Annotated in this window: 18 protein-coding genes; 8 read left to right on the forward strand and 10 right to left on the reverse strand. The window is 64.5% G+C overall.

Annotated features, from left to right (window positions below; genetic code table 11):
* Window positions 1-29: 29 nt before the first annotated feature.
* On the forward strand, window positions 30-983 hold the full coding sequence (locus P9254_RS25855) for a dihydrodipicolinate synthase family protein (RefSeq protein ID WP_442920342.1): 954 nt from the start codon (window positions 30-32) through the stop codon (window positions 981-983).
* 50 nt (window positions 984-1,033) lie between these two features.
* Here the strand turns inward: P9254_RS25855 and P9254_RS25860 are convergent, their stop codons facing one another.
* The 5 genes from P9254_RS25860 to P9254_RS25880 are packed head-to-tail and all read right to left on the reverse strand — an operon-like array spanning window position 1,034 to window position 6,678.
* Window positions 1,034-1,696 carry a TetR/AcrR family transcriptional regulator gene (locus tag P9254_RS25860; protein ID WP_127241170.1) on the reverse strand — a complete coding sequence of 221 codons (663 nt, stop codon included), beginning with the start codon at window positions 1,694-1,696 and terminating at the stop codon, window positions 1,034-1,036.
* A gap of 52 nt (window positions 1,697-1,748) precedes the next feature.
* The gene (locus P9254_RS25865; protein ID WP_095826040.1) at window positions 1,749-2,273 is read right to left on the reverse strand and encodes a hypothetical protein; all 525 of its coding nucleotides are present in this window, start codon (window positions 2,271-2,273) and stop codon (window positions 1,749-1,751) included.
* The gene (locus P9254_RS25870) at window positions 2,266-5,145 is read right to left on the reverse strand and encodes a sarcosine oxidase subunit alpha family protein (RefSeq protein ID WP_278055595.1); all 2,880 of its coding nucleotides are present in this window, start codon (window positions 5,143-5,145) and stop codon (window positions 2,266-2,268) included. Before P9254_RS25870 ends, P9254_RS25865 begins: the two co-directional genes overlap by 8 nt.
* Window positions 5,142-5,411 (reverse strand): sarcosine oxidase subunit delta, encoded by a 270-nt coding sequence (locus tag P9254_RS25875; RefSeq protein ID WP_095799404.1) that lies wholly within the window; start codon window positions 5,409-5,411, stop codon window positions 5,142-5,144. The genes P9254_RS25870 and P9254_RS25875 overlap by 4 nt, the downstream gene beginning before the upstream one ends.
* A gap of 13 nt (window positions 5,412-5,424) precedes the next feature.
* The gene (locus P9254_RS25880) at window positions 5,425-6,678 is read right to left on the reverse strand and encodes a sarcosine oxidase subunit beta family protein (RefSeq protein WP_278055598.1); all 1,254 of its coding nucleotides are present in this window, start codon (window positions 6,676-6,678) and stop codon (window positions 5,425-5,427) included.
* A gap of 356 nt (window positions 6,679-7,034) precedes the next feature.
* Here P9254_RS25880 and P9254_RS25885 point away from each other — a divergent pair, with 356 nt between their 5' ends.
* The 3 genes from P9254_RS25885 to P9254_RS25895 all read left to right on the forward strand — a co-directional run bounded on the left by P9254_RS25885 (window position 7,035) and on the right by P9254_RS25895 (window position 9,088).
* On the forward strand, window positions 7,035-7,475 hold the full coding sequence (locus tag P9254_RS25885; RefSeq protein WP_066993921.1) for a hypothetical protein: 441 nt from the start codon (window positions 7,035-7,037) through the stop codon (window positions 7,473-7,475).
* Between the two features lie 9 nt (window positions 7,476-7,484).
* Window positions 7,485-8,069, forward strand: a complete 585-nt coding sequence (locus P9254_RS25890; RefSeq protein ID WP_278055600.1) for a hypothetical protein — start codon at window positions 7,485-7,487, stop codon at window positions 8,067-8,069.
* A 254-nt stretch (window positions 8,070-8,323) separates the two neighbouring features.
* Entirely contained in the window at window positions 8,324-9,088 is a 765-nt protein-coding gene (locus tag P9254_RS25895) for a pseudouridine synthase (protein WP_095799402.1), read from the forward strand.
* A gap of 12 nt (window positions 9,089-9,100) precedes the next feature.
* On the opposite strand, the gene P9254_RS25900 is transcribed toward P9254_RS25895, so the two are convergent.
* The gene (locus P9254_RS25900; RefSeq protein WP_095799401.1) at window positions 9,101-9,682 is read right to left on the reverse strand and encodes a histidine phosphatase family protein; all 582 of its coding nucleotides are present in this window, start codon (window positions 9,680-9,682) and stop codon (window positions 9,101-9,103) included.
* 196 nt (window positions 9,683-9,878) lie between these two features.
* Window positions 9,879-11,213 carry a dicarboxylate/amino acid:cation symporter gene (locus tag P9254_RS25905; RefSeq protein ID WP_095799494.1) on the reverse strand — a complete coding sequence of 445 codons (1,335 nt, stop codon included), beginning with the start codon at window positions 11,211-11,213 and terminating at the stop codon, window positions 9,879-9,881.
* 234 nt (window positions 11,214-11,447) lie between these two features.
* Between P9254_RS25905 and P9254_RS25910 the strand changes: the two genes are divergently transcribed.
* From P9254_RS25910 to P9254_RS25920, 3 genes are all read left to right on the forward strand, one after another.
* On the forward strand, window positions 11,448-13,313 hold the full coding sequence (locus P9254_RS25910; protein WP_278055605.1) for a sensor histidine kinase: 1,866 nt from the start codon (window positions 11,448-11,450) through the stop codon (window positions 13,311-13,313).
* Window positions 13,310-14,698 (forward strand): sigma-54-dependent transcriptional regulator, encoded by a 1,389-nt coding sequence (locus P9254_RS25915; RefSeq protein ID WP_067322825.1) that lies wholly within the window; start codon window positions 13,310-13,312, stop codon window positions 14,696-14,698. The genes P9254_RS25910 and P9254_RS25915 overlap by 4 nt, the downstream gene beginning before the upstream one ends.
* Window positions 14,699-14,817: 119 nt before the next feature.
* On the forward strand, window positions 14,818-15,165 hold the full coding sequence (locus tag P9254_RS25920; protein WP_164746884.1) for a hypothetical protein: 348 nt from the start codon (window positions 14,818-14,820) through the stop codon (window positions 15,163-15,165).
* Here the strand turns inward: P9254_RS25920 and ggt are convergent, their stop codons facing one another.
* The 3 genes from ggt to P9254_RS25935 form a co-directional block, all read right to left on the reverse strand.
* Entirely contained in the window at window positions 15,166-16,905 is a 1,740-nt protein-coding gene (gene ggt / locus P9254_RS25925; protein WP_127248465.1) for a gamma-glutamyltransferase, read from the reverse strand.
* A 223-nt stretch (window positions 16,906-17,128) separates the two neighbouring features.
* Window positions 17,129-18,421, reverse strand: coding sequence for an L-rhamnose catabolism isomerase (gene rhaI, locus P9254_RS25930; RefSeq protein ID WP_127243344.1), 1,293 nt, complete (start codon window positions 18,419-18,421; stop codon window positions 17,129-17,131).
* Window positions 18,422-18,580: 159 nt separating this feature from the next.
* Window positions 18,581-20,683, reverse strand: a complete 2,103-nt coding sequence (locus P9254_RS25935; protein WP_278055610.1) for a bifunctional rhamnulose-1-phosphate aldolase/short-chain dehydrogenase — start codon at window positions 20,681-20,683, stop codon at window positions 18,581-18,583.
* 187 nt (window positions 20,684-20,870) lie between these two features.
* Between P9254_RS25935 and P9254_RS25940 the strand changes: the two genes are divergently transcribed.
* The gene (locus P9254_RS25940; RefSeq protein WP_066993950.1) at window positions 20,871-21,680 is read left to right on the forward strand and encodes a DeoR/GlpR family DNA-binding transcription regulator; all 810 of its coding nucleotides are present in this window, start codon (window positions 20,871-20,873) and stop codon (window positions 21,678-21,680) included.
* Window positions 21,681-21,716: the final 36 nt, after the last annotated feature.

Genomic DNA, 21,716 nt, shown 5'->3' on the forward strand with positions numbered 1-21,716 from the left:
GGGAAGCTGGTGCCGACCGGCGATACGGCATGCGTCCCTTCTATGACGCCTCCGCCGGCCACACCCCAACCAAGGAGCATTCCATGACCTGGAGCGGCGTGTTTCCAGCAGTGACGACCAAGATGCAGGCTTCCGGCGCAGTCGACCTGAAAGCCACGCAAGCCAGCATCGAGCGGCTTGTTCAGAACGGCGTGTCAGGCGTGATCGTCCTGCCCATGCTTGGCGAGAATGCCACGCTGACACAGGCCGAGCGCGATGCCGTGGTTTCAGCGGCCAGGGAAGTCGTGGCGGGACGGGTGCCGCTGCTCTCCGGTCTTGCGGAATTATCCACCGACGACGCGGCCGCGGCGGCTCGCAACTACCAGAAGCTTGGAGCCGAGGGGCTGATGACCTTCCCCAGTCTCGCCTATCGCACCGACCGCCATGAGACGGTGGCATGGTACAAGACCGTGGCCGAGGCCAGCGACCTGCCGGTGATGATCTACAACAATCCGCTCGCCTACAAGGTCGACGTCGACGTCGAGACGCTGAAGGCGCTGGTCGATGTTCCTGGCATCGTCGCCATCAAGGAAGAGACCGGCGATATCCGCAGGGTAACCGACCTGTTCAACGCCTTCGGCGACCGTTTCGACATCTTTTGCGGCGTCGACGATCTTATCCTTGAAAGCCTGACGCTCGGTGTCGCCGGCTGGGTTTCGGGCATGACCAATGCATGGCCGGCCGAGTGCGTATCGCTGTTCAACGCCGCCCGCGGCGGCGATTATGCGGTAGCGCTTCCGCTCTATCGGCTGATGACGCCGGCATTTCATCTCGATACGGACGTCAAGCTGGTGCAGTACATCAAATTCGCCGAGCATCTGGTGTACGGCGCTCCGGAACACGTTCGAAAGCCGCGCCTGCCGATCGGCGGCGAGGAACGGTCGAAGGTGGAAGCGGTGATCAGGAAGACGATTTCCGATCTCACAGCGCTGAAACGTGTTTGAGAAACGTTTGCAGGTGACGGCGCTGCGGACCGCCGAGCAGTCGGCCATGGTCAACTGCCGGTTCGCACCCGCACCTTTTCGGCGAAGGCCTCCACCTCGCCCTGGCGAGGTTGCTTGCCGGTGTGCGTGAGCAGGTAGGCCGGCGTCAGAGACAGACGGTTGCTCACCGGCTCGACGATCTCGAGCGAGTAATAGCCGATCTGCGTGAAGTACAGCACGCGCGCCCGCACGAAGGCTTCGGTGTCTGCGTAACCGTGCCGCAAAAACATCGCCCGGATGGCATCGACCCGCGCATCGTCTTCCTCGTTCACGATACGATGGACCTTGGCGGACTGGCGCGACCAGGCACGCACGGCGAAGTCCAAGCGCGGATTGAACAGCCTCTCATCCAGCCAGCACTCGAAGACATTGAGCACGGCCTCAGTTATCGACGCGGCGGGCCGGCCGGCCTGCTCGAGGATGAAACGGGTGTTGTTGTTGCGCCAACAGTCGAGAAGCTGATCGAGCAGGTCCTGACGGCTCTTGAAGTACCAGTAGAAACTGGAACGGGAGACGTTCAGCTTCTGCCCGAGCGCGAGGACGCGCACCGCCTCCACGCCTTCGGAGATCAACGTCTCCAGCGCGAGCTTCATCCAGTCCTCGCGCGTCACCTTGGTGTTGCCGATCAGACCGGACCGTCGCACGACTGCATCTGCACTGGAATCGGAAGGCATGTCGGGCCGGCCAGGTTTGAATGCCGGCTAGATAGACCTGAAACCGCCCCCGCTACAATACTTGCACCTGTTCGAGCCACTCCCAAAGATACGGGGCAATGCTCCGGTCGACGTGCACACGCGCCCGATCGGGGTTGCCGAACCGGTAGAAGAGAACGCCGGAGCCGGCAAAAAGGATCGAAGCCGAGAGACTTGCCTGCCTCGGATCGAGCGCCGTGCCCCTGGCGACCAGACCGGCCAATCCCGGCCCTTCGATCTCGAATACATGCAGCCCGGCATCCATGACCGTGACCGCGAAACCGGCCGCGTGCCAGCCGGCCGCGACGGGTAATGGCCGTCCGCTCACGGCGAGAATACGATCGCGCGCGATGCGCACCATGTATTTGTCGCCGTTGGCAACCGCGCCGGCTCCGACTCCTTCCCCCGCGAGACCCGAAGCCTGCGCCCAAGCCGTCAGGTCGCCGCTGACCAGAAGCTGCTTCAGCCCGTCCAATGTGCGCACGCTAATCCCGTCCGTGTTCAGGACCGCGGTGGTCCAGTCGGGCGCTGGGGGCCATTTTTCGGCAAGGTTACGCATGCAGGCGGCTCCCTTCCGGATCGAAGGCGCAGGGCGCGACGATGGTGGCCTGGCGCAGGACGCCGAGGTGCTGAACGTCGATCGTTTGGCCATGCCGTGCGGCACCCCGTTCGATGAGCGCCAGGGCGACGGGGCGGCCCAGGGTCGGGCTTTGATAGCTGGAGGTGACGAAGCCGATGCTCCGGAGCCGGTCGCCGCTTTTCTCCACACCATGCGCGCCGGTCGCCAGCGGCGCCTCGCCTTCGCCGACAGCCAGGCCGACAAGCTGATTGCGATCGGTTCGGCACGCCGCTTCGGTGAAAAGCGAGCGCCGGCCGACGAACTCACCTGTACGCTTGGTCCGCGGTCCCGCGACGCCGAGGTCGTGCGGCATGACGTTGCCGTCGGTGTCCTTGCCGATGACGATGAAGCCCTTCTCGGCGCGCAGGATCATCAGGGATTCAAGCCCGAGCAGCACGGCGTCGAACGCGCGGCCTTCCTGCTGCATTCTTGCCCAGAGCGCCTCGGCCCGGTCGGCGCGGATGGAGATTTCGTAGCTTCGGTCGCCGGTGAAGGAGACCCGGGCAATGCGCACCTCGTCGCCGGCAAAGCGGCCGGCGGTAACCGCCATGTGCGGCAGGCTGGCATCGTCCAGCGCGGCACCCAGATCGAGCGCCTCTATCAGCCCGCGCGCTTTCGGACCCGAAATGGTCAAGGTGGCGTATTGCGCGGTGGCGTTGTGGATATAGACCGCATCGCGGCCGAAACGATCCTGCCGCCATTCTTCGAGACGCGCGTGGACAGCGGCGACATGCGACGACGAGCAGGAGACGATGAAGCGGTGCTCGTCGAGACGAACCAGGACGCCGTCATCGAAGACGACGCCATTTTCCGACAGCATGAAACCGTAGCGGCAATGGCCGGGTTTGAGGGTCGACATGGTGTTGTAATAGATGAAGTCGACGAATTCGGCCGCGCGTGGACCGATCACCTCGATCTTGCCGAGCGTCGAGCCGTCGAAGAGCGCAACGGACTGCCGGGCGCGCCGCGCATCCTCCTGGATCGTGGCTCCGGCTTCGCCGCTTCCGTAATAGGCCGGCCTCAGCCAGCCGCCATATTCCTGGAACACTCCGCCTGCTGCGCGATGGTTTGCCTCCAGCGGTAGGCGACGGACCGGGGCGTGCATGCTGCCCCGACGCGCTCCCGCCAGGCTGGCGAACGGCACAGGCGTGAAAGGCGGCCGGTAGGTGGTGATGCCGACATCCGAGATGGCGCGGCCGGTAGCCGCGGCCAGCAGCGCCAGACCGTTCAGGTTCGACGTCTTGCCCTGGTCGGTCGCCATGCCAAGGGTCGTATAGCGCTTCAGGTGCTCGACGGAGACAAAATTCTCCCGCGCCGCCAGTTCGACGTCCTTGGCGGTGACGTCGCTCTGGTAGTCGATCCAGACGCGGCCTTTGGCATTGGGCTTCGGCCACAGGCTGACGCCGCCAAGCGTTCTTTCCTCGCCCGTGCTGCGAGGTGCCGGCGACGCTGAGCCGAACCCGCCGAGGGCCGCTAGGCCGCTGGCCAAGGTTTCGGAAAGCGAGACCATGCCGGCGACGGCGCCGGCTACGCCGATCCCCTCGATCGCTTCTGCGGGAATGAAAACCGACAGTTGATCGCTCCAGGCGAGCTTGCCTTTCGCCTGCGAGAACAGATGCACGGTGGGTGTCCAGCCGCCCGAGACGAGCAGGCAATCGGCCGCAAGGGCGGTCCCGTCGTCGAGCAGAACACTCTGAACGGCGTTGCGGCCGCGCGCCGCTGCAATGGCGCGTCCGGCGAGGACCCGAATACCGGTCTTGGCCTGCGCGCCACCCTCACGCCGGCAATCAACCACCGTCACCGAAGCGCCGGCCGCAGCCAGCGCCGAGGCCGGCTCGTAGGCGCTGTCATTGTTGGTTGCGACCACGATATGCCGGCCGACAAGGACGCCATGCCTGCGCAGGTAGCTCAACGCCGCGTCAGCGGAGAGTATGCCCGGAAGGTCGTTGTTGGCGAACGGGACCGGCCGCTCGATCGCGCCCGTCGCCAGCACGATGCGGCGCGGGCGCACGCGCCACAGCGTGTCGGGTCGGCCGTCGCGGTGAATCTGGTTGAGCGCGACCAGATTGTGATCATAGAGGCCGAAGGCGGTCGTATCGCTAAGCACGAGATGCCCACTGCTCTTCAGCCGGGCCACCGTCGCATCGATCCATGCCGCACCCTTGACACCGTCGATTTCGCCTGCACGGTGGCGCAGCGACCCGCCGGGATGCGTCCGCTCGTCGACCAGCACGACCGAGTGCCCGGCTGCCGCCGCGCCGGCAGCCGCGGCGAGGCCGGCCGGTCCGGCGCCGACCACCAGGACGTCGCAATGGTGGTTGATCTGGTCCGAGACGGGGCGCGGCTTCCAATTGCGGTCGACGACGCCAAGCCCGGCCATGGCGCGGATGCGCGGCTCGAACAGGTGCCAGTCCGGCCACATGAAGGTCTTGTAGTAGAATGCGGCGGGCAGGAAACGGGCAAGGCGGTCCAGCACCGCGTTGCGGTCGGCCAGCGCCGTCGGCGACGCGTTGACGCTCTTGACCATGAGGCCGTCCCGCGCCGGCACGGTCGTTGCCCGCGCATTGGGCATGCGGCCGCCGGCGCTCTCGACATCGACCAGCGCATTGGGCTCCTCCACGCCGGATCCCCAGATGCCACGCGGCCGGTGATATTTGAAGCTGCGGCCGACGATCGGCCGGCCGCTCGCCAGCAAGGCAGACGCGATCGTGTCGCCGGCAAAGCCGTCGACGCGCGTGCCGTCGAAAGTGAAGCTCAGCGGGCGGGCCCGATCGATGTCGCTGCCGCCATTGGCAAGTCGCGAAGCGCTCATGCGCCATGCTCCGCGTCGCCGAGCACGGAGGAACCCGACACCTTGTGATTGACGCTGTCGCGGCTCATCGCAAAGAATTCGCCGCAGGTCAGGTGCATCCAGATCTCGCGAGTCGGCCCCTTCGGGTTGTCGCGCATGTGGAGATAGCCGGCCCAGCGCTCGGCCCCCACTTCGCCACCGTCGGGCCGCAAATTGCCGGCCTCGCCGCCATAGTGAAACTCGCTTTCTTCGCGCGGCCCGCAGAACGGACAGGGAAAGAGCTGCATCTTCTCTATACCTTCAATGGGCAATGCCGGAGCCGGCAGCCTCGTCGATCAGCCGGCCGCGGGCGAAGCGGTCGAGATCGAAAGGCCGGCTGATGTCGTGGTGCCTGCCGGTGGCAAGCAAATGGGCAAGCAGCGTGCCGCCGGCGGGAATTGCCTTGAAGCCGCCCGTGCCCCAGCCGCAATTGAGGAAAAGCCCGGGCAGTGGCGATTCGCCGATGATGGGCGAGGAATCGGGGACGACGTCGACGATGCCTGCCCATTGCCGCATCATCTTCAGCTGGCCGAAGATCGGGAACATTTCGAGCATGCCTGCGATCACGCCTTCCAGCACCGGCAAGTTGCCGCGCTGGCCATAGGACGGGATGCGGTCGAGCGCGCCGCCGATCACCAGTTCGCCCTTGTCCGATTGGCTGACATAGACGCCCGTATCCGGCGAGATCACCACCGTGTCGATGATCGGCTTGACCGGCTCGGACACGCAGGCCTGCAGTGCATAGGAATTGACCGGCAGCCGGAATCCCGCCTTCGCCGCCAGCACCGAGGAGTGGCCGGCCACCGCCATCCCCGTACGCTCGGCCCGGATTGCGCCGCGCGACGTGACGACCCCACGGCAGCGCCCGTTCTCAATGATAAAGTCCCTGATCTCGCAGTTCTGAATGATGTCGACGCCGAGACGGCTGGCGGCGCGCGCATAGCCCCAGGCGACAGCGTCATGACGGGCCGTGCCGCCGCTCGGCTGCCAGGTGCCGCCATAGACGGGGTAGCGGGCATCCGGGCTGAAATTGTAGATCGGCACCACCCGGCGGACATCCTCGACCGAGAACAATTCGCAATCGATGCCGTTGACCTGGATGGCGTTGACGGACCGGGCAGCGGTTTCCATTCCCGCTTCGCTATGTGCGAGGGTGAGAATGCCGCGCGCGGAAAACATCACATTGTAGTTCAGATCCTTCGATAGCCTCTTGTAGAGACTATGCGCCAATCCGTAGATCGCCGCGCTTTCAGGGTAGAAGTAATTTGATCGGACGACGGTTGTGTTGCGGCCGGTGTTGCCGCCGCCGATCCAGCCTTTCTCGAGCACCGCCACATTGGTGACGCCGTGGTTCTTTGCGAGATAGTAAGCCGTGGCGAGGCCGTGGCCGCCACCGCCGACGATGACGGCGTCGTAACGCGGTTTGGGCTCCGGCGAGCGCCAGGCCTTCTCCCAGCCCGTCTGGCCGGCGACGCCTTCCTTGAATAGCGAAAGCGCTGAATAGTGCCTTGTCATGCGCTCAGGCCCGCATCACGTGAGCGATAGTGCAACGGGCCAAGAAACCTTGAGACGCCATATCGGCGGCGCAGTACCGAACCGGCGCAATCAACTCGCCCCGTCCTCGAAAGTCCATAACCCATCCCGTTCTGCCGCGGTTCGACAAAGTCGTCCACCTTCGCGCGGGGCGAACTTAGCTCGAATGGACACCTGTGTCCATTGAGGAATCGAGGCTGCGCCTCGCAGGGAGCGCGGCAACCGGCCATCTAAGCCAAGTGAAATGCATTTGCGCGTGTCAGGCGCATGGCGGATTTCATTTGCTTGGTGATCCTCCTCCCATGGGGCAAACTCCCGCCGGGCTGTCAGGAGGAGAAATGAGAGCACGCGCAGCGACGGTCGGAGATCTCGAGGATGTTTTCCGCGGCCTGTCCAAGCGAATGTCGGACGAGTACCTGGCGGCCGGCAAGGACAGCAAGGCCGCCTACGACAATCTGATGATGAACCTGAAGGAAGGCCGGGCCCATGCGCTGGTCGAGGGCGCGCAGGCCGTCGCCTTTATCGCCTGGCATGAGCATGGCGACGCGGCCGACACGCTGTTTGCCGCGCAGGAGGACTTCTTCAGAGCGGCAACCGTTCGCTTCTGCAGGCGTCACATCCGCCACATCCAGGCGCTCGCCGGCAACCTGCCCGTGCACTCGCGCAGCTGGCTCGATGGACCGGACGTCGCAAAATGGTTTCGGCTCATCGGCTATGTCGAGCGGGGACAGGAGAATGGCGCCACCCTGTTCGAACTGCCGCCGGCGCCCAATGGGTGACACGGGTTATTGGCGCAGCGGCTTGCACCGCGCAGCAATTGGCGGGATGGTGTGGAAGGCAGCCGGGGGCGCTGGCAGGCCGGAGATGCATGGCTGCTGGAAATCAAAATGGTGCGCGCTTGTTTAGCCCTTGTCGCCCTTGTTGCCCTTGCGAGGCCAACAGAAGCAGGCGAGCGAGCGGCTCCTCTCTTCCACCGCTCCGATCTGGCGTCCGCGTATTCGGGTGAGTCCGACCTCGTAACCGCATATACGACCGGGATGGCCCGGTACCGTCTTCAGCTCATGGCGCGTACCGGCACCGCCAATCTCGCCGCCCCTCTCGAACCTTTGGCCCTGCGGCCGGAATTTCGCCAGCGGACATGGCGCTCGGCCGATGGCAGCCTGCTGCAGGGCTTCGCCGGCAAAGGCGGCTTCCGGCTGACTGTCGGCAACTGCCTTGCCCGCCTCTGCGCGGCCAGCGAATGCAGCGAGGCCGGCTGGCCGGTCTATGCCTGCAGCGACGGCCATAAGCGCAAGATGTCGGTGAAGAGCTTCGTGACGGCAACCTTCGACGGCGTCCCTTACCGGCGGTTGAGCGCTCCGCCGGAACCGTGATTTGATTGCGGTCGACGACGCTGCCGGTTCAGCAAAGTCAGGTACTCGTCACCACCCGAAACGCTGGCTGCACCGCTTCTCGTCACCGGAGCAGCCACATCAGCACGGGACCGCCAGCGAGCGTGGCGACCAGGCCGGCCGGGATCTGGCGCGGGATCAAGGTGCGGCCGATCTGCGAGCGAAAGGCAATGCGAGAAGTGCAAGCACGGCGGCCAGGTTGCGCCGGCGTTGCCCGGCATGGCATCTGTCGGCCGATGACACGCAAGCCCCTACGACAGCTTCCCGAATTCCCGCGACGACCGATCGCTGGAAAAGTCAGCCTCAACCGAGCGCTGTCGAAGCTAGGATTCTGCTCGCGCAAGCAGGCCGAACTGATGATCGCCGAAGGACGCGTGCGCGTTGCCGGCAAGGTGGCGCGCGATCCGTCGCTGCGCGTCGATCCGGATCGCGACCGCATCGCAGTCGATGGCGCACAGGTCGCCGCGGAACGAAAAGTGTATCTGATGCTCAACAAGCCGCGCGGGCTGGTCACCACGCGCGACGACCCCGACGGGCGCGGCACGGTCTATGACTGCCTTGCTGATCTTGACCTGCCCTTCGTGTCGCCGGTCGGCCGTCTCGACAAAGCGAGCGAAGGTCTGCTGTTGATGACCAACGACACGCGCTGGGCGAACGGCTTGCTCGATCCTGCCTCGCATGTCGCCAAGACCTATCATGTGCAGATTGCTTCCGCGCCCGACGAGAAGATGCTCGAGCGGTTCCGCCAAGGCGCTGTCGTCGACGGGGAATTGCTGACGGCGAGCTCGATCGCGCTCTTGCGCAGCGGCGGGCGCACGGCCTGGCTGGAGATCGTGCTCGACGAAGGCCGCAACCGCCAGATCCGCCGCATGCTCGGCGCCTTCGACATCGAGGTGCTCAGGCTGGTGCGGGTGGCGATCGGGAGGCTGCAGTTGGGTGATCTCGCGAAGGGCAAGGCGCGGCATCTAACGGCCGTGGAGCTGGCGATGCTTGCCGCTTAACAGGGGCCGGAACTACTTTTGGTTCCAGCGGCGGATGACCGGTTCGGTCAGGTCGTGCTCGTAGCCGAGGATGCTGAGGCTCGCGGTATCGAGGACGAAATGTTCGCCGCCTTCCGGCGGCAGGCTGATCCAGCGCGCCGCAAGCACGCGCAGGAAATGCGAGCTCGAGAAGATGAGCACATTGCCGGCCGCCGTCCGGATTTCGGCCACGATCGCATCGGCCCTTGCGCCGACATCGGCTGCCGTCTCGCCGCCCGGACAGCCGTCGCGAAACAACTGCCAGCCGGGACGTCCGGCAAGGATTTCCTTCGTCGTCACGCCTTCATAGGCGCCATAATCCCATTCCTGCAGGTCGGCCTTCTTGAGCGCGCGCCCGCCGAAGCCGGCCAGCCGGCAGGTGTCGAAGGCGCGCTGCGATGGGCTCGACCAGACCGCCTGGAAGCTCTGCTCCTTGAGGCGGTCGGCGACGCCGCGTGCGGCCTGTTCGCCTTTCGCGGTCAACGGAATGTCGGTGCGGCCGGTATGCTTTCCCGATGCGCTCCATTCCGTCTCGCCATGGCGGACAAGGTAGATCTCGGGAAACGCGCTGCTCATCCGCCGGCCCTCACGCTTGGATGCACCGGCAAGAATGCCGGCCCGCGCCACCCTATGCGGCGTCCGACAAAAAGAACAGGCCGCGGCGGAGCCACGGCCTGTTTCGGCTTGGGTGGGCGCTCTTTGTCTGTGCAACTCCGGATCGAAGGCTACGGTGAAGTCACCGAGGCAATTTTCCGGGAATTGTTTCGATCGCTCAGGCCGGCTGCAGGCCGCCTGAGAGCGCGAGGTCTGCCTCCTCCGGCATCTGGCCGGCCATGGCGGCGGCGAACTGCTTCTGGTCGAGCTCGCCTTCCCAGCGCGCCACGACGATGGTCGCGACGGCATTGCCGACGAAGTTGGTGAGCGCGCGACACTCCGACATGAAGCGGTCCACGCCGAGGATCAGCGCCATGCCGGCAACCGGCACCGAAGGCACGACCGAAAGCGTGGCCGCCAAGGTGATGAAGCCGGCGCCGGTGATGCCGGCGGCACCCTTGGAGCTCAGCATGGCAACGAGCAGCAGCAGGATCTGGTCGCCGAAGGTGAGCGGCGTATCGGTCGCCTGGGCGATGAACAGCGCTGCCAGCGTCATGTAGATGTTGGTGCCGTCGAGGTTGAAAGAATAGCCGGTCGGGATGACAAGACCGACCACCGAGCGATTGCAGCCGGCGCGCTCCATCTTGGCCATCAGGCCGGGAAGTGCTGCCTCCGACGATGAGGTGCCGAGCACCAGGAGCAGCTCTTCCTTGATGTAGCGGATCAGCGCCAGGATGGAGAAGCCGTTGTACCATGCCACCGCGCCCAGCACGATCAGCACGAAGAGCAGCGACGTCAGGTAAAAGGTGCCGATCAGGAAGGCGAGATTGGCGATCGCGCCGATGCCGTATTTGCCGACGGTGAAGGCCATGGCGCCGAAGGCGCCGATGGGCGCAGCCTTCATCAGGATGGCGACGAGGCGGAAGATCGGCGCCGTCAGCGCCTGCAGGAAGTCGACCACCGGGCGAGCGCGCTCGCCGACCAAAGCGAGAGCGACGCCGAACAGCACCGAGAAGAACAACACCTGCAGGATGTCGCCCTGGGCGAAGGCGCCGGTTATGGTGTCGGGGATGATGTTCAGCAGGAAGCCGACGATCGTCGTATCATGGGCCTTCTCGGTGAAGGTCGAGACCTTCGAGGCGTCGAGCGTCGCCGGATTGATGTGCATGCCGGCGCCGGGCTGGACGACATTTGACACGATCAGGCCAACGATGAGCGCCAGTGTCGAGAAGACGAGGAAATAGATCATCGCCTTGCCGGCGACCCGGCCGACCTTGTGCAGGTCGGAGACGCCGGCGATGCCGGTCGCGACGGTGAGGAAGATCACTGGCGCGATCACCATCTTGACCAGCTTGATGAAGGCATCGCCGAGCGGCTTCAACGAGGCGCCGATGTCGGGATAGAAATGGCCGAGCAGGATGCCGGCGGCGATCGCCGCCAGGACCTGCACGTAAAGATGCCGATAAAAGGGAACTTTGCCGCGCGGTTCCGCGGCAACGATTGCCGTCTGCATGATGTCCTCCGTTCGGCCCCGATCGAGAAGCTCGACCTCCCGGGGCAGTTGACCTTCACAGCCTCGCGGCTGCTGCGGATGCATTTGCAACAGCCGTGCCAGATTGCGCTTTAAGGCGTCGAGCATTGATTTTGTTTGGTTTTCTGACGCAACGCGCTTTGCCATTCGACAGCACAGTGCGGCGATCCGCATAGCTCGAATTGTGCTTTGTGCGAAATCATGCACAAATGGGCGATGCTGCAACGCCCCGCCGCTGCCCTCGCTTCGACGCCCGAACTGCTCGCCGGGCGGGCGCGGCGCGCCTGGCTGCTGTTTGCGACGGTGGCGCTTCTCATCGTCTTTGCAGCGCTCTATGGCGCCGGCCTCTACGGACGCTCGACCGAGATCGAGGCGCTGTCGGCGCAAGGGCGGACCGACGCCAATCTCAAGGTGGCGCTGCTGCGTGCGGTGCTCGAAAACCCGCGCGCGCTGCCGCTGCTTCTGTCCGAAGACCAGCAGGTGCATGACGCGCTCGCTGAGCGCAGCCCCGCCTCGATCGACGTGCTGAACCGCAAGCTCGAAGGGCTGGTTTCGGGCACCAAGGCCTCGGTGCTTTACGTCACCGGCCCGGACGGGCTGGCCATCGCTTCCAGCAACTGGCGCGAGCCGGTTAGCTTTGTCGGCAATGACTACGGTTTTCGCGCCTATTTCTCGGGCGCCATGCAATCCGGCACGGCCGAGTATTTCGCGCTCGGCAATGTCAGCAAGCGCCCGGGCCTCTACATTTCGCGCCGTGTCGGGAGTGCGGCGGCCCCGCTCGGCGTCGTCGTGGTCAAGATGGAGTTCGACCAGCTCGAAGCCGACTGGCACGAGGCGAACCGCCCGGCCTATGTCAGCGACGAGCATGGGGTGGTGCTGATCACCAGCGTGCCCTCCTGGCGCTTCATGACGACGGCGCCGCTGGCCGCTCCAGTCGCGGCCGACATCCGCGCCAGCCAGCAGTTCGGCGAGGCTCCGCTGGTGCCGTTGCCCATCACGAGACCGCAACCGCTGAGCCTCGATGTCGCACTGGTGCACGCCATCACGCCCGGCGGCAGCGACGCGGAGTATCTGCGGCTATCCACCGCCGTGCCGTCGACGCCATGGCGCCTCGACTATCTCGTGCCGGCGGAAGCGCCGATCGCGGCGGCGCAGCGCGAAATGCGTTTGTTGGCCCTCGGCGTCCTTGTCCCGCTGCTCGCTTTGGCCGCTTATCTGTTGTGGCGCCGGCAGTCCGCGCAGATGCGGATCGCTGCCGAGCAGGCGGCGCGCGCCGAACTCGAACGGCGCGTCGTCGAGCGCACGCAGGACCTCAGCCTCGCGCGCGACCGGCTGCAGGCCGAGATCGCCGACCACCGCAGCACCGAAGCCAAGCTGCAGGTCATGCAGCAGGAGCTGGTGCAGGCCAACCGCCTGGCGACGCTCGGCCAGGTTGCCGCGGGCGTCGCGCATGAGATCAACCAGCCGGTGGCGACCATCCGCGCCTATGCCGACAATGCGCGCGTTTTCCTGGAACGCAAGCAGACGGCGCCGGCGGAGGAAAATCTCGGCGCCATCGCAGCGCTGACCGAACGCATCGGCTCCATCACCGAGGAGCTGAAAGCTTTCGCCCGCAAGGGTCGCACCGCCGCCGAGCCGGTCGAGTTGCGCAGCGTCATCGAAGGCGCAGTGGTGCTGCTCAGGAGCCGCTTTGCCGGCCGATTGGACGCGCTGGCGATCACGCTGCCGCCGGCGACGCTGAAAGTGATGGGGAACCGGCTGCGGTTGGAGCAGGTGCTGATCAACCTGTTCCAGAACGCGTTGGAAGCGCTCGAGGGGCGTGACGGTGCTCGGGTCGAAGTGTCCGCCGCGGAAACCGCCGACGGCGTCGCGCTGATCGTGTCCGATAACGGACCGGGCATTCCGCCGGCGATCCTGAAATCGCTGTTCACGCCTTTCAATACCTCGAAGGAAAAGGGCTTGGGGCTCGGGCTCGTCATCTCGAAGGACATCGTCGCCGACTATGGCGGGCGTATCGAGGTGACAAGCAGCGGGAGCGGCACCCGCTTCACCATCCATCTCTCGAAGGCTGGCCCGAGATGACAGACGGCAATCCGGTCATCCTGATCGATGACGATAGTGACCTGCTCAAGGCGACGAAGCAGACGCTCGAACTTGCCGGTTTTGCCGTGTCTGCCTTTTCCTCGGCAAGCGAGGCACTCGCCGGCCTCGATGCCGGCTTTGCCGGCGTCTTGGTGTCAGACATCCGCATGCCCGAAATGGACGGCCTGCAGCTTTTCGACCTCGTGGTCGACCTTGACCCGGATATCCCCGTCATCCTCGTCACCGGGCACGGCGATATCGCCATGGCGGTAAAGGCGATCAAGGACGGCGCCTATGACTTCATCACCAAGCCCTTCGCGGCCGACCGGCTGGCGCAAAGTGTATGGCGCGCCGCGGAAAAGCGCCGTCTTGTTATGGAGAACCGCGCCTTGCGCGAAGCGGCCGAGCAGGCGCAGGAAGGCCTTCCGCTGATCGGCCAGACACCGGCTATGGAGCGGCTGCGCCGCACGCTGAGACAGATCGCCGACACCGATGTCGATGTGCTGGTGACCGGCGAGACAGGCTCGGGCAAGGAGGTGGTGGCGAGCCTGCTGCATCGCTGGAGCCGCCGCGCCAAGGGCAATTTCGTCGCGCTCAATTGCGGCACGTTGCCGGAGACGGTGATCGAAAGCGAATTGTTTGGCCATGAGGCCGGTGCCTTCACGGGCGCGCAGAAGAAGCGCGTCGGCCGCATCGAGCATTCGAGCGGCGGCACGCTGTTCCTCGATGAGATCGAAAGCATGCCGCCCTCCACTCAGGTGCAGATGCTGCGCGTGCTCGAAATGCGCGAGGTGACGCCACTCGGCACCAACGAAATCCGGCCGGTCGACCTGCGCGTCGTTGCCGCCGCCAAGATCGATCTCGGCGATCCCGGCCAGCGCGGCAATTTCCGCGAAGACCTCTATTATCGGCTGAATGTGGTGACGCTTTCGATCCCGCCATTGCGCGAGCGCCGGGACGACGTGCCGTTGCTGTTCGGGTATTTCGCCGAGCGCGCCGCTGCCCGCTTTCATCGCCAGGTGCCCGCGGCGCCGGCCGCCGTCCAGCGCCATCTGCGCGAACACGACTGGCCCGGCAATGTCCGCGAGCTCGCCCATTTTGCCGAGCGCTTCGTGCTCGGTCTGGAAGAGATCGGCAGCAGCCCCGCCGCTCAGCCGACAGATTTGGACGTCTCGATGCCCTTGCCGGAACGGCTGGAGCGCTACGAGGCCGAGATCATCCGCGAGACACTTGGCCGCAATGGCGGCGATGTCCGGCGTACGATCGAGGCGCTCGGCATTCCGCGCAAGACCTTCTACGACAAGCTGCAGCGGCACGGCATCGTGCGCAGCGATTTTTCCAGAGAGATCAAGCTTGTGGAACCCGATCGAAGCCCCCGGCGTTGAGGCTATCCAGGAAACCGTGGCACGTTGGCACCAGCCGGTTGGCGAACGCATGATGGCGGTGGCCTTGCCGGTTGCACTTGGCAAGCGTTGATGGTTTGTTGCCGCTCAGCGGAGAACGAATGATGCGCGAATCCCTCGGTCAAGACGAATACGGCTCGGCCAGCCCCTTTGATCCCGACGATCTGCCGAATCTCAACGCCATGGGACCGGCGATGGGCAGCGGCAATGATTTCGAGAAATATGCCGTTGCCGTCATCATCGTGTTCGGCGCGCTGATCATCGGCGGCCTGATGGCCGCGTCGATGACCTTCGGCCACCGCAACGGCTTCCTGTTTGCGTTGGGCGGCGCCACTTCGGCCTGGATTTCGGGCAACGCGCTGCTGATTGACCGGCCGCGCATTTATGCGCTGTTCGTCGGCATTGCCGCGGTGCTGCTGATTGCCTCAACCATCACCCTTGTCGTGTAGTCAGTAGCCCAGCGCCTCGCCGGAAGCGGCGCGGCTGTCGATGGCTCCGTTGTAGCGGGCGCCGCCGCCTTTCTCGATCTCCGCCAGGCTCTTGCCGCCGACCAGGATGCCGGCCGCCTGGCCCCAGGTCTGGTCGCTGAGATCGAGATGATAGCCCATGCCGGCAAGCAGCCTTTCGGTGTCGGGAGAAAGCCCGAAAGGCTCGACATAGACGGTGTCGGGCAGCCATTGATGGTGGATGCGCGGAGCGTCGATCGCCTCCTGAATGTTCATGCCGTGGTCGATGACGTTGACGATTGCCTCCAGCGTGATGGTGATGATGCGCGAGCCACCCGGGCTGCCGATGACCATGAACGGCTTGCCGTCCTTCACAACGACGGTCGGGCTCATCGAGGACAGCGGCGTCTTCTTCGGCTGGATCGCGTTGGCCTCGCCTTGGACCAGTCCGTAGAGGTTGGGCACGCCGGGCTTCTGGGTGAAATCGTCCATTTCGTTGTTGAGCAGGATCCCGGTGCCGTCGGCGACGACGCCGGCGCCGAAGGAACCATTGAGCGTATAGGTGACGGCTACCGCGTTGCCATCCCTGTCGATGATAGAATAATGGGTGGTTTCCTTCGACTCGCCGAAACCCTTGGGCATCAGGTCCTTCGAGACGCCGGCGCGGAACGGATCGATCTTGTCGCGGATGTCCTTGGCATAGCCCTTGTCGAGCAGTTTCGAGACCGGATTGTCGACGAAATCCGGATCGCCGAGCGCCGAATTGCGGTCGACATAGGCATGACGCATGGCCTCGACCATGACGTGGACGGTCTCAGCCGAGCCGGCTCCGAGATAGGACAGCGGATAGCCTTCGAGCACATTGAGGATTTCGCAGATGATGACGCCGCCCGAACTCGGCGGCGGCGAGGAGATGATCTCGTAGCCGCGATAGGAACAGGTCACCGGCTTCAGCTCGCGCACCGCGTACTGCTCGAAATCGCCTTTGGCGAGGATGCCGCCCTTGGCGCCGCTCGCCTTGACGATCGCGTCGGCAATCGGCCCCTTGTAGAAGGCATCGGGGCCTTTCTCGGAGATCGCCGAGAGCGAGGCCGCAAGGTCCGACTGAACTAGCTTCTCGCCGATGCCATAGGGCTTCCCGTCTTTTTTCAGAAAAATAGCGGCCGCTGCCGGATCCTTGGCCAGCCGGTCGGCGCCGCCGGCGAAGGAGGCCGCGTCGCCCTGGTTGAGGACGAAGCCGTCCTTGGCATAGGCGATCGCCGGGGCCATGAGATCCTGTCTGGACAAGGTCCCGTATCTCTCGCGCGCCATCTCGAAGCCGGCCACCGAACCAGGCACGCCGACGGCGAGATAACCGTCGAGGCTGGCACCTTTGATCGGCTTGCCCTCCTTATCGAGATACATCGTCTTGGTCGCCGCAAGGGGCGCGCGCTCGCGGAAATCGATGAAGGTCGAACGGCCGTCCTTCAAGCGGATGGTCATGAAACCGCCGCCGCCGATATTGCCCGCATTCGGATAGACGACGGCCAGCGCATAGCCGACGGCGACCGCCGCATCGACGGCGTTTCCGCCCTTCTTCAGCACGTCGACGCCGACTTCGGTGGCGAGATGCTGGGCGGTCACCACCATGCCGTGCTCGCCCTTGGCGGGAGCCGGCGAAGCCGCAAAAACGGCGGCCGATGGTGTGAAGGCAACAGTGAGCGCAAAGCTGACGGCGATCAGCGTCCGGCGGGTGAGATGCATGGTGGGTCTCCAAGGCGGGGGGACACCCAGGAAAGACCGTTGGAGCGCGTTAGTCCAATAACAATTGGAGTAGCATTGGGCAGAGCCCCTCACCTGCCCCGAATTGCGAAGGGCGATTCGGGGCAGTCCGACCTCTTCCCGCGGGGGAAGGAGCTCGTCAGCGCCGACGCCAACCTCTTCTGCCTTGGGAGAAAGGCGGCCGCGAAGCGGCCGGATCAGGGTGTCAGACGATCCCGCCGCCACCGCCGGCGACGCCCGGCCGCTCCGCCGCGACCTTCGCCCGGTAGCCGGCCTCGCGATAGGCGGCGACCGGATCAATGGCGCCGCCGGTTCTCAGCCGCGCCATGGCGAGGATCGGCTCGACATCGGTGCGGTAGGCGGTCTTCAGCGTCTGCGTCGCCATCAGCGCGTCGTTCGCTTCCTGAAAACCGTCCAGCGCCTTGCGGTCGACCAGCAGCGCCTGCGCATAGGCGCGCTGCACCTCGACCGCGGACAGCATCAGGCTTTCGATCGGATCGGTGACGTTATGGCTCTGGTCGAGCATATGCGCGGGATGGAAGCCCTTGGCACCCGAAAGCTCTGCATCGACCAGCTCGTTGAAGACCAAAAACAGCCGGTAAGGATCGATCGAACCGGCGTCGAGATCGTCGTCGCCATATTTGGAATCGTTGAAGTGGAAGCCGCCGAGCTTGCCGAATTGAATCAGCCGCGACACGATCATCTCGATGTTGACGTTGGGCGCGTGGTGGCCGAGGTCGACGAGGCAGAAGGCCTTGTCGCCGAGCTCCTTGGCGATGATGTAGTTCGTGCCCCAGTCCTGCACGACGGTCGAATAGAAGGCCGGCTCGTACATCTTGTGCTCGGTAAACAGCCGCCAGTCGTCCGGCAGGCCGGCGTAGATTTGCCGCATGGCGTCGAGATAGCGCTCGAAGGCCTTGGCGAAACTGACCTGGCCGGGGAAGTTCGAGCCGTCGCCGATCCATACCGTCAGCGCCTTCGACCCAAGCGTCCTGCCGATCTCGATGCATTCGAGATTGTGCTCGACCGCCTGGCGGCGCGTGCCGGCATCGGCGTGCGACAGCGAGCCGAATTTGTAGGAGAGCTTCTGGTCCTTCGCGTCGGAAAAGGTGTTGGAGTTCATCGCATCGAACCCGAGCCCGAAACGCGCCGCCGCCTGCTTCAGCCGATTCGGATCGGCCTTGTCCCACGGGATATGCAGCGAGACGGTAGGCGTCGCTTGCGTCAGCTGGCTGATGACGGCGCAATCCTCGATCTTGTCGAAGATGTCGCGCGGCTCGCCGGCGCCGGGAAAACGGGCAAAACGCGTGCCGCCGGTGCCGACGCCCCAGGACGGGATCGCGACGCCGAATTTTTCCACCTTGTCGCGGATGGCGTCGATGGCAATGCCGCGCCGGTCGAGGCGCTCGCCGAGCGAGGCGTAGTCGCGTTCGAGGGCGGGTTGGCGAGCTGAGTTGTGGTTGGCGACGAGGTCGGCTGAGATGATCTGTTCGGACATTTTTTCCTCCCAATTCGTCTGCGCTGCCCCTCATCCGCCTACCGGCACCTTCTCCCCGTATAGTCACGGGGAGAAGGGACGCGTTCCAGCGCTGGCGCCCCCTCTCCCCGTTCTTACGGGGAGAGGGTAAGGGTGAGGGGCAGCGCTGGCTCTGACAATTTACCGCGTAAAGCTCTGCGCGTTGCCGGCGTCGACATTGACGATGTTGCCGGTCGACTTGGCCGACATGTCGGAAGCGAAGAAGTAGATCGCTTCGGCGATATCTTCCGGAAATACCGAGCGTTTCAGCATCGAACGCGACCGGTAATGCTCCTCGAGATCGTCGGTCGACATCTTGTAGGCGGCGGCGCGCTGTTCCTTCCACTCGCCGGTCCAGATCTTGGAGCCGCGCAGCACGGCGTCCGGATTGACGACGTTGACCCTGATCTGCGCCTCCGCACCCTCAAGCGCGAGACAGCGCGCGAGATGGATCTCGGCCGCCTTGGCCGTGCAGTAAGCGGCGGCGTTGGGCGAAGCGGCAAGGCCGTTCTTGGAGGCGACGAAGACGACATTGCCGCCGATCTTCTGCGCGCGGAACAGCCGGAAAGCCTCGCGCGAAACGAGGAAATAGCCGGTCGACAGGATGTCCATATTCTTGTTCCACAACGCCAGCGTCGTTTCCTCGATCGGCGCCGAGGAGGCCAGGCCGGCATTGGAAACCAGAATGTCGATGCCGCCGAATTCGACCGAGGTTTCGGCAAAGCCCGAAGTGACCTGATCTTCCGAGGTCACGTCGATCCGCACCGGACGGACGAAGTCTTTGCCGTAGGCCTTCGACAGCTCTTCGTGAGCGCCGGCAAGCGCGGCCTCATCGATATCGGCCAGCACGACGCAGGCGCCTTCGCGCAGCAGCCGGTTGGCCGTGGCGCGGCCAATGCCGCCGGCGCCGCCGGTGACCAGCGCGATCTGTCCCGCCAGCGCCTTCGGCTTCGGCAGGCGCTGGAGCTTGGCTTCTTCCAACTGCCAGTATTCGATGTCGAAGGCCTCCTGAGCCGGCAGGCCGACATAGGACGAGACCATCGAGGCGCCGCGCATGACGTTGATGGCGTTGACGTAGAACTCGCCGGAGATGCGCGCCGTCGCCTTGTCGCCGGCGAAAGTGAACATGCCGACGCCCGGCATCAGATAGACGACCGCGTTCGGATCGCGGATGGCGGGCGAGTCCGGATGTTTGCAACTGTCGTAGTAGGCCTGGTAGCCGACGCTATAGGCTGCAATGTCGTCGGCGAGGCGCGCGATGACGGCATCGACATCCGGCCTTGCCGGATCGAACTCGATTACCAGTGGCCGGATCTTGGTGCGCAGGAAATGGTCCGGACAGGACGTGCCCAGCGCCGCCAGCGGGCGCAGGTCTTTCGAATTGACGAATTCGAGCACTGCCGGCTGGTCGTCGAAATGGCCGAGCTTATGGCTCTTTTCCGAGATCAGGCCGCGGATTCTCGGCATGAGTTTCGCGGCAATGGCACGCCGTGCCGGCGCGTCGAGCGCCTTCACCACCTCGCCGCCGAAGATCGCCTTGCCGTCGGATTTGCGCTCGAACCAGTCGATCGCCTGATTGATCACCGAAATCGTCGTTTCGTAGCATTCCTTCGGCGTGTCGCCCCAGGTGAACAGGCCGTGGCTTCCGAGAACCACGCCCTTGGCGTCGGGGTTCTCGCGGCAGAATTTCTCCAGCCACAGCCCAAGCTCGAAGCCCGGCCGCTTCCAGGGCAGCCAGCCGATGGCCTCGCCAAACACCTCTTTCGTGATTGCTCTGGAGTCCTTCGCCGCGGCAATCGCGATAATGGCATCGGGATGCATGTGGTCGACGCAAGCCTTCGGCACGAAGGCATGCAGCGGCGTGTCGATGGAGGCCGCGCGCGGATTGAGGTTGAAGGTGCAGTGGGGCAGATAGCCCACCATCTCATCCTCGTGGTCGACGCCGCGATAGAGGCTCTTCAGCGCGCGCAGCTTGTCCATGTAGAGGGTCGCAAACCCGTCGAGCTTGATCGAAGCGCTGTCGCCGCCCGAGCCCTTGACCCACAGCACCTCGACGTCCTCACCGGTCAGCGGGTCTTTCTGCCAGACCTTGGACGAGGTGTTGCCGCCGCCATAATTGGTGACGCGCTTGTCTGAACCCAGCGTGTTCGAGCGATAGACCAGAAGCTCGGGACCGCTCATCCCTTCAGCCTTTGCGTCGTCCCACAGATTGGCGAGGCGCGAGCCGGAGCGCTTGTCGAGCATAGGTATCCTCCCTTGGGACGCTAAAAAATGCGCAGTCCAATTTGGTTGGAATGTCTACGCAACAGGACCTTTTGTCAATCATAAACGATCAAGATCGATCATATTGCACTGCACAATGAAAATATGTGATCGGAAATGATTGACACTGCGCGTTTTCTGGTGCCTGATAGCCAGGCAGGGAGGAACCATGCACGAAAAAGAGCGCCACAGGATCATTCTGTCCGCCGTCCAGGAAAAGCCTGTGGTGACGGTGCAGGAAATGGTCGACCTGACGGACTCCTCCGAGGCGACGATCCGGCGCGATATCGCGGCGCTGCATGTGCAAAAGCGCCTGCGCCGGGTGCGCGGCGGCGCCGAGGCGATCTCACCGCCGCAAGTCATCGGCCTTGCCGGCCGGCCCTTCTCGGTCAACGAAACGCTGAACGCCGCGCAGAAGCGGGCGATCGCGCGGGAAGCGGTGAACCTTTGCAAGGACGGCGAGCCAATCATCATCAATGGCGGCACCACGACCTTCCAGATGGTGCATTTCCTGACCGGCCGCCGCATGCCGATCTTCACCAACTCGTTCCCGATCGCCGAGCATCTGCTCAAGCACTCGAAGAACATGGTGATGCTGTCGGGCGGCACGATCTATCGCGAGCAGAACATCATCCTGTCGCCTTTCGACAATGACGTGACGCGCAATTTCTATGCGCGGCGCATGTTCATGGGCGCTCAAGGGTTAGGCCCGCTGGGCTTGATGGAAGGCGACCCGCTGCTGATCCAGGCGGAGCAGAAACTGATCGACCAGGCCGACGAGCTGGTGGTGCTGGTCGATTCCTCGAAATTCCGCATGCGCTCCAGCCTGATCCTGTGCGGGCTGTCGCGCATCACGACCGTGATCACAGACGACGGCATCGACGACCGCGAAGCCAAGATGCTGGAAACCGCGGGTGTGGCGCTGATCGTCGCCCGCAAACAGTCAAGCGACAAGGAGGAATCTTCACTGCAGGCCTGAGGACAACTCGCGCCCGCAGCGGCGATGGAATGCAAC

It is taken from the genome of Mesorhizobium sp. WSM4983 (assembly GCF_029625765.1).
Taxonomy (GTDB): Bacteria; Pseudomonadota; Alphaproteobacteria; order Rhizobiales; family Rhizobiaceae; genus Mesorhizobium.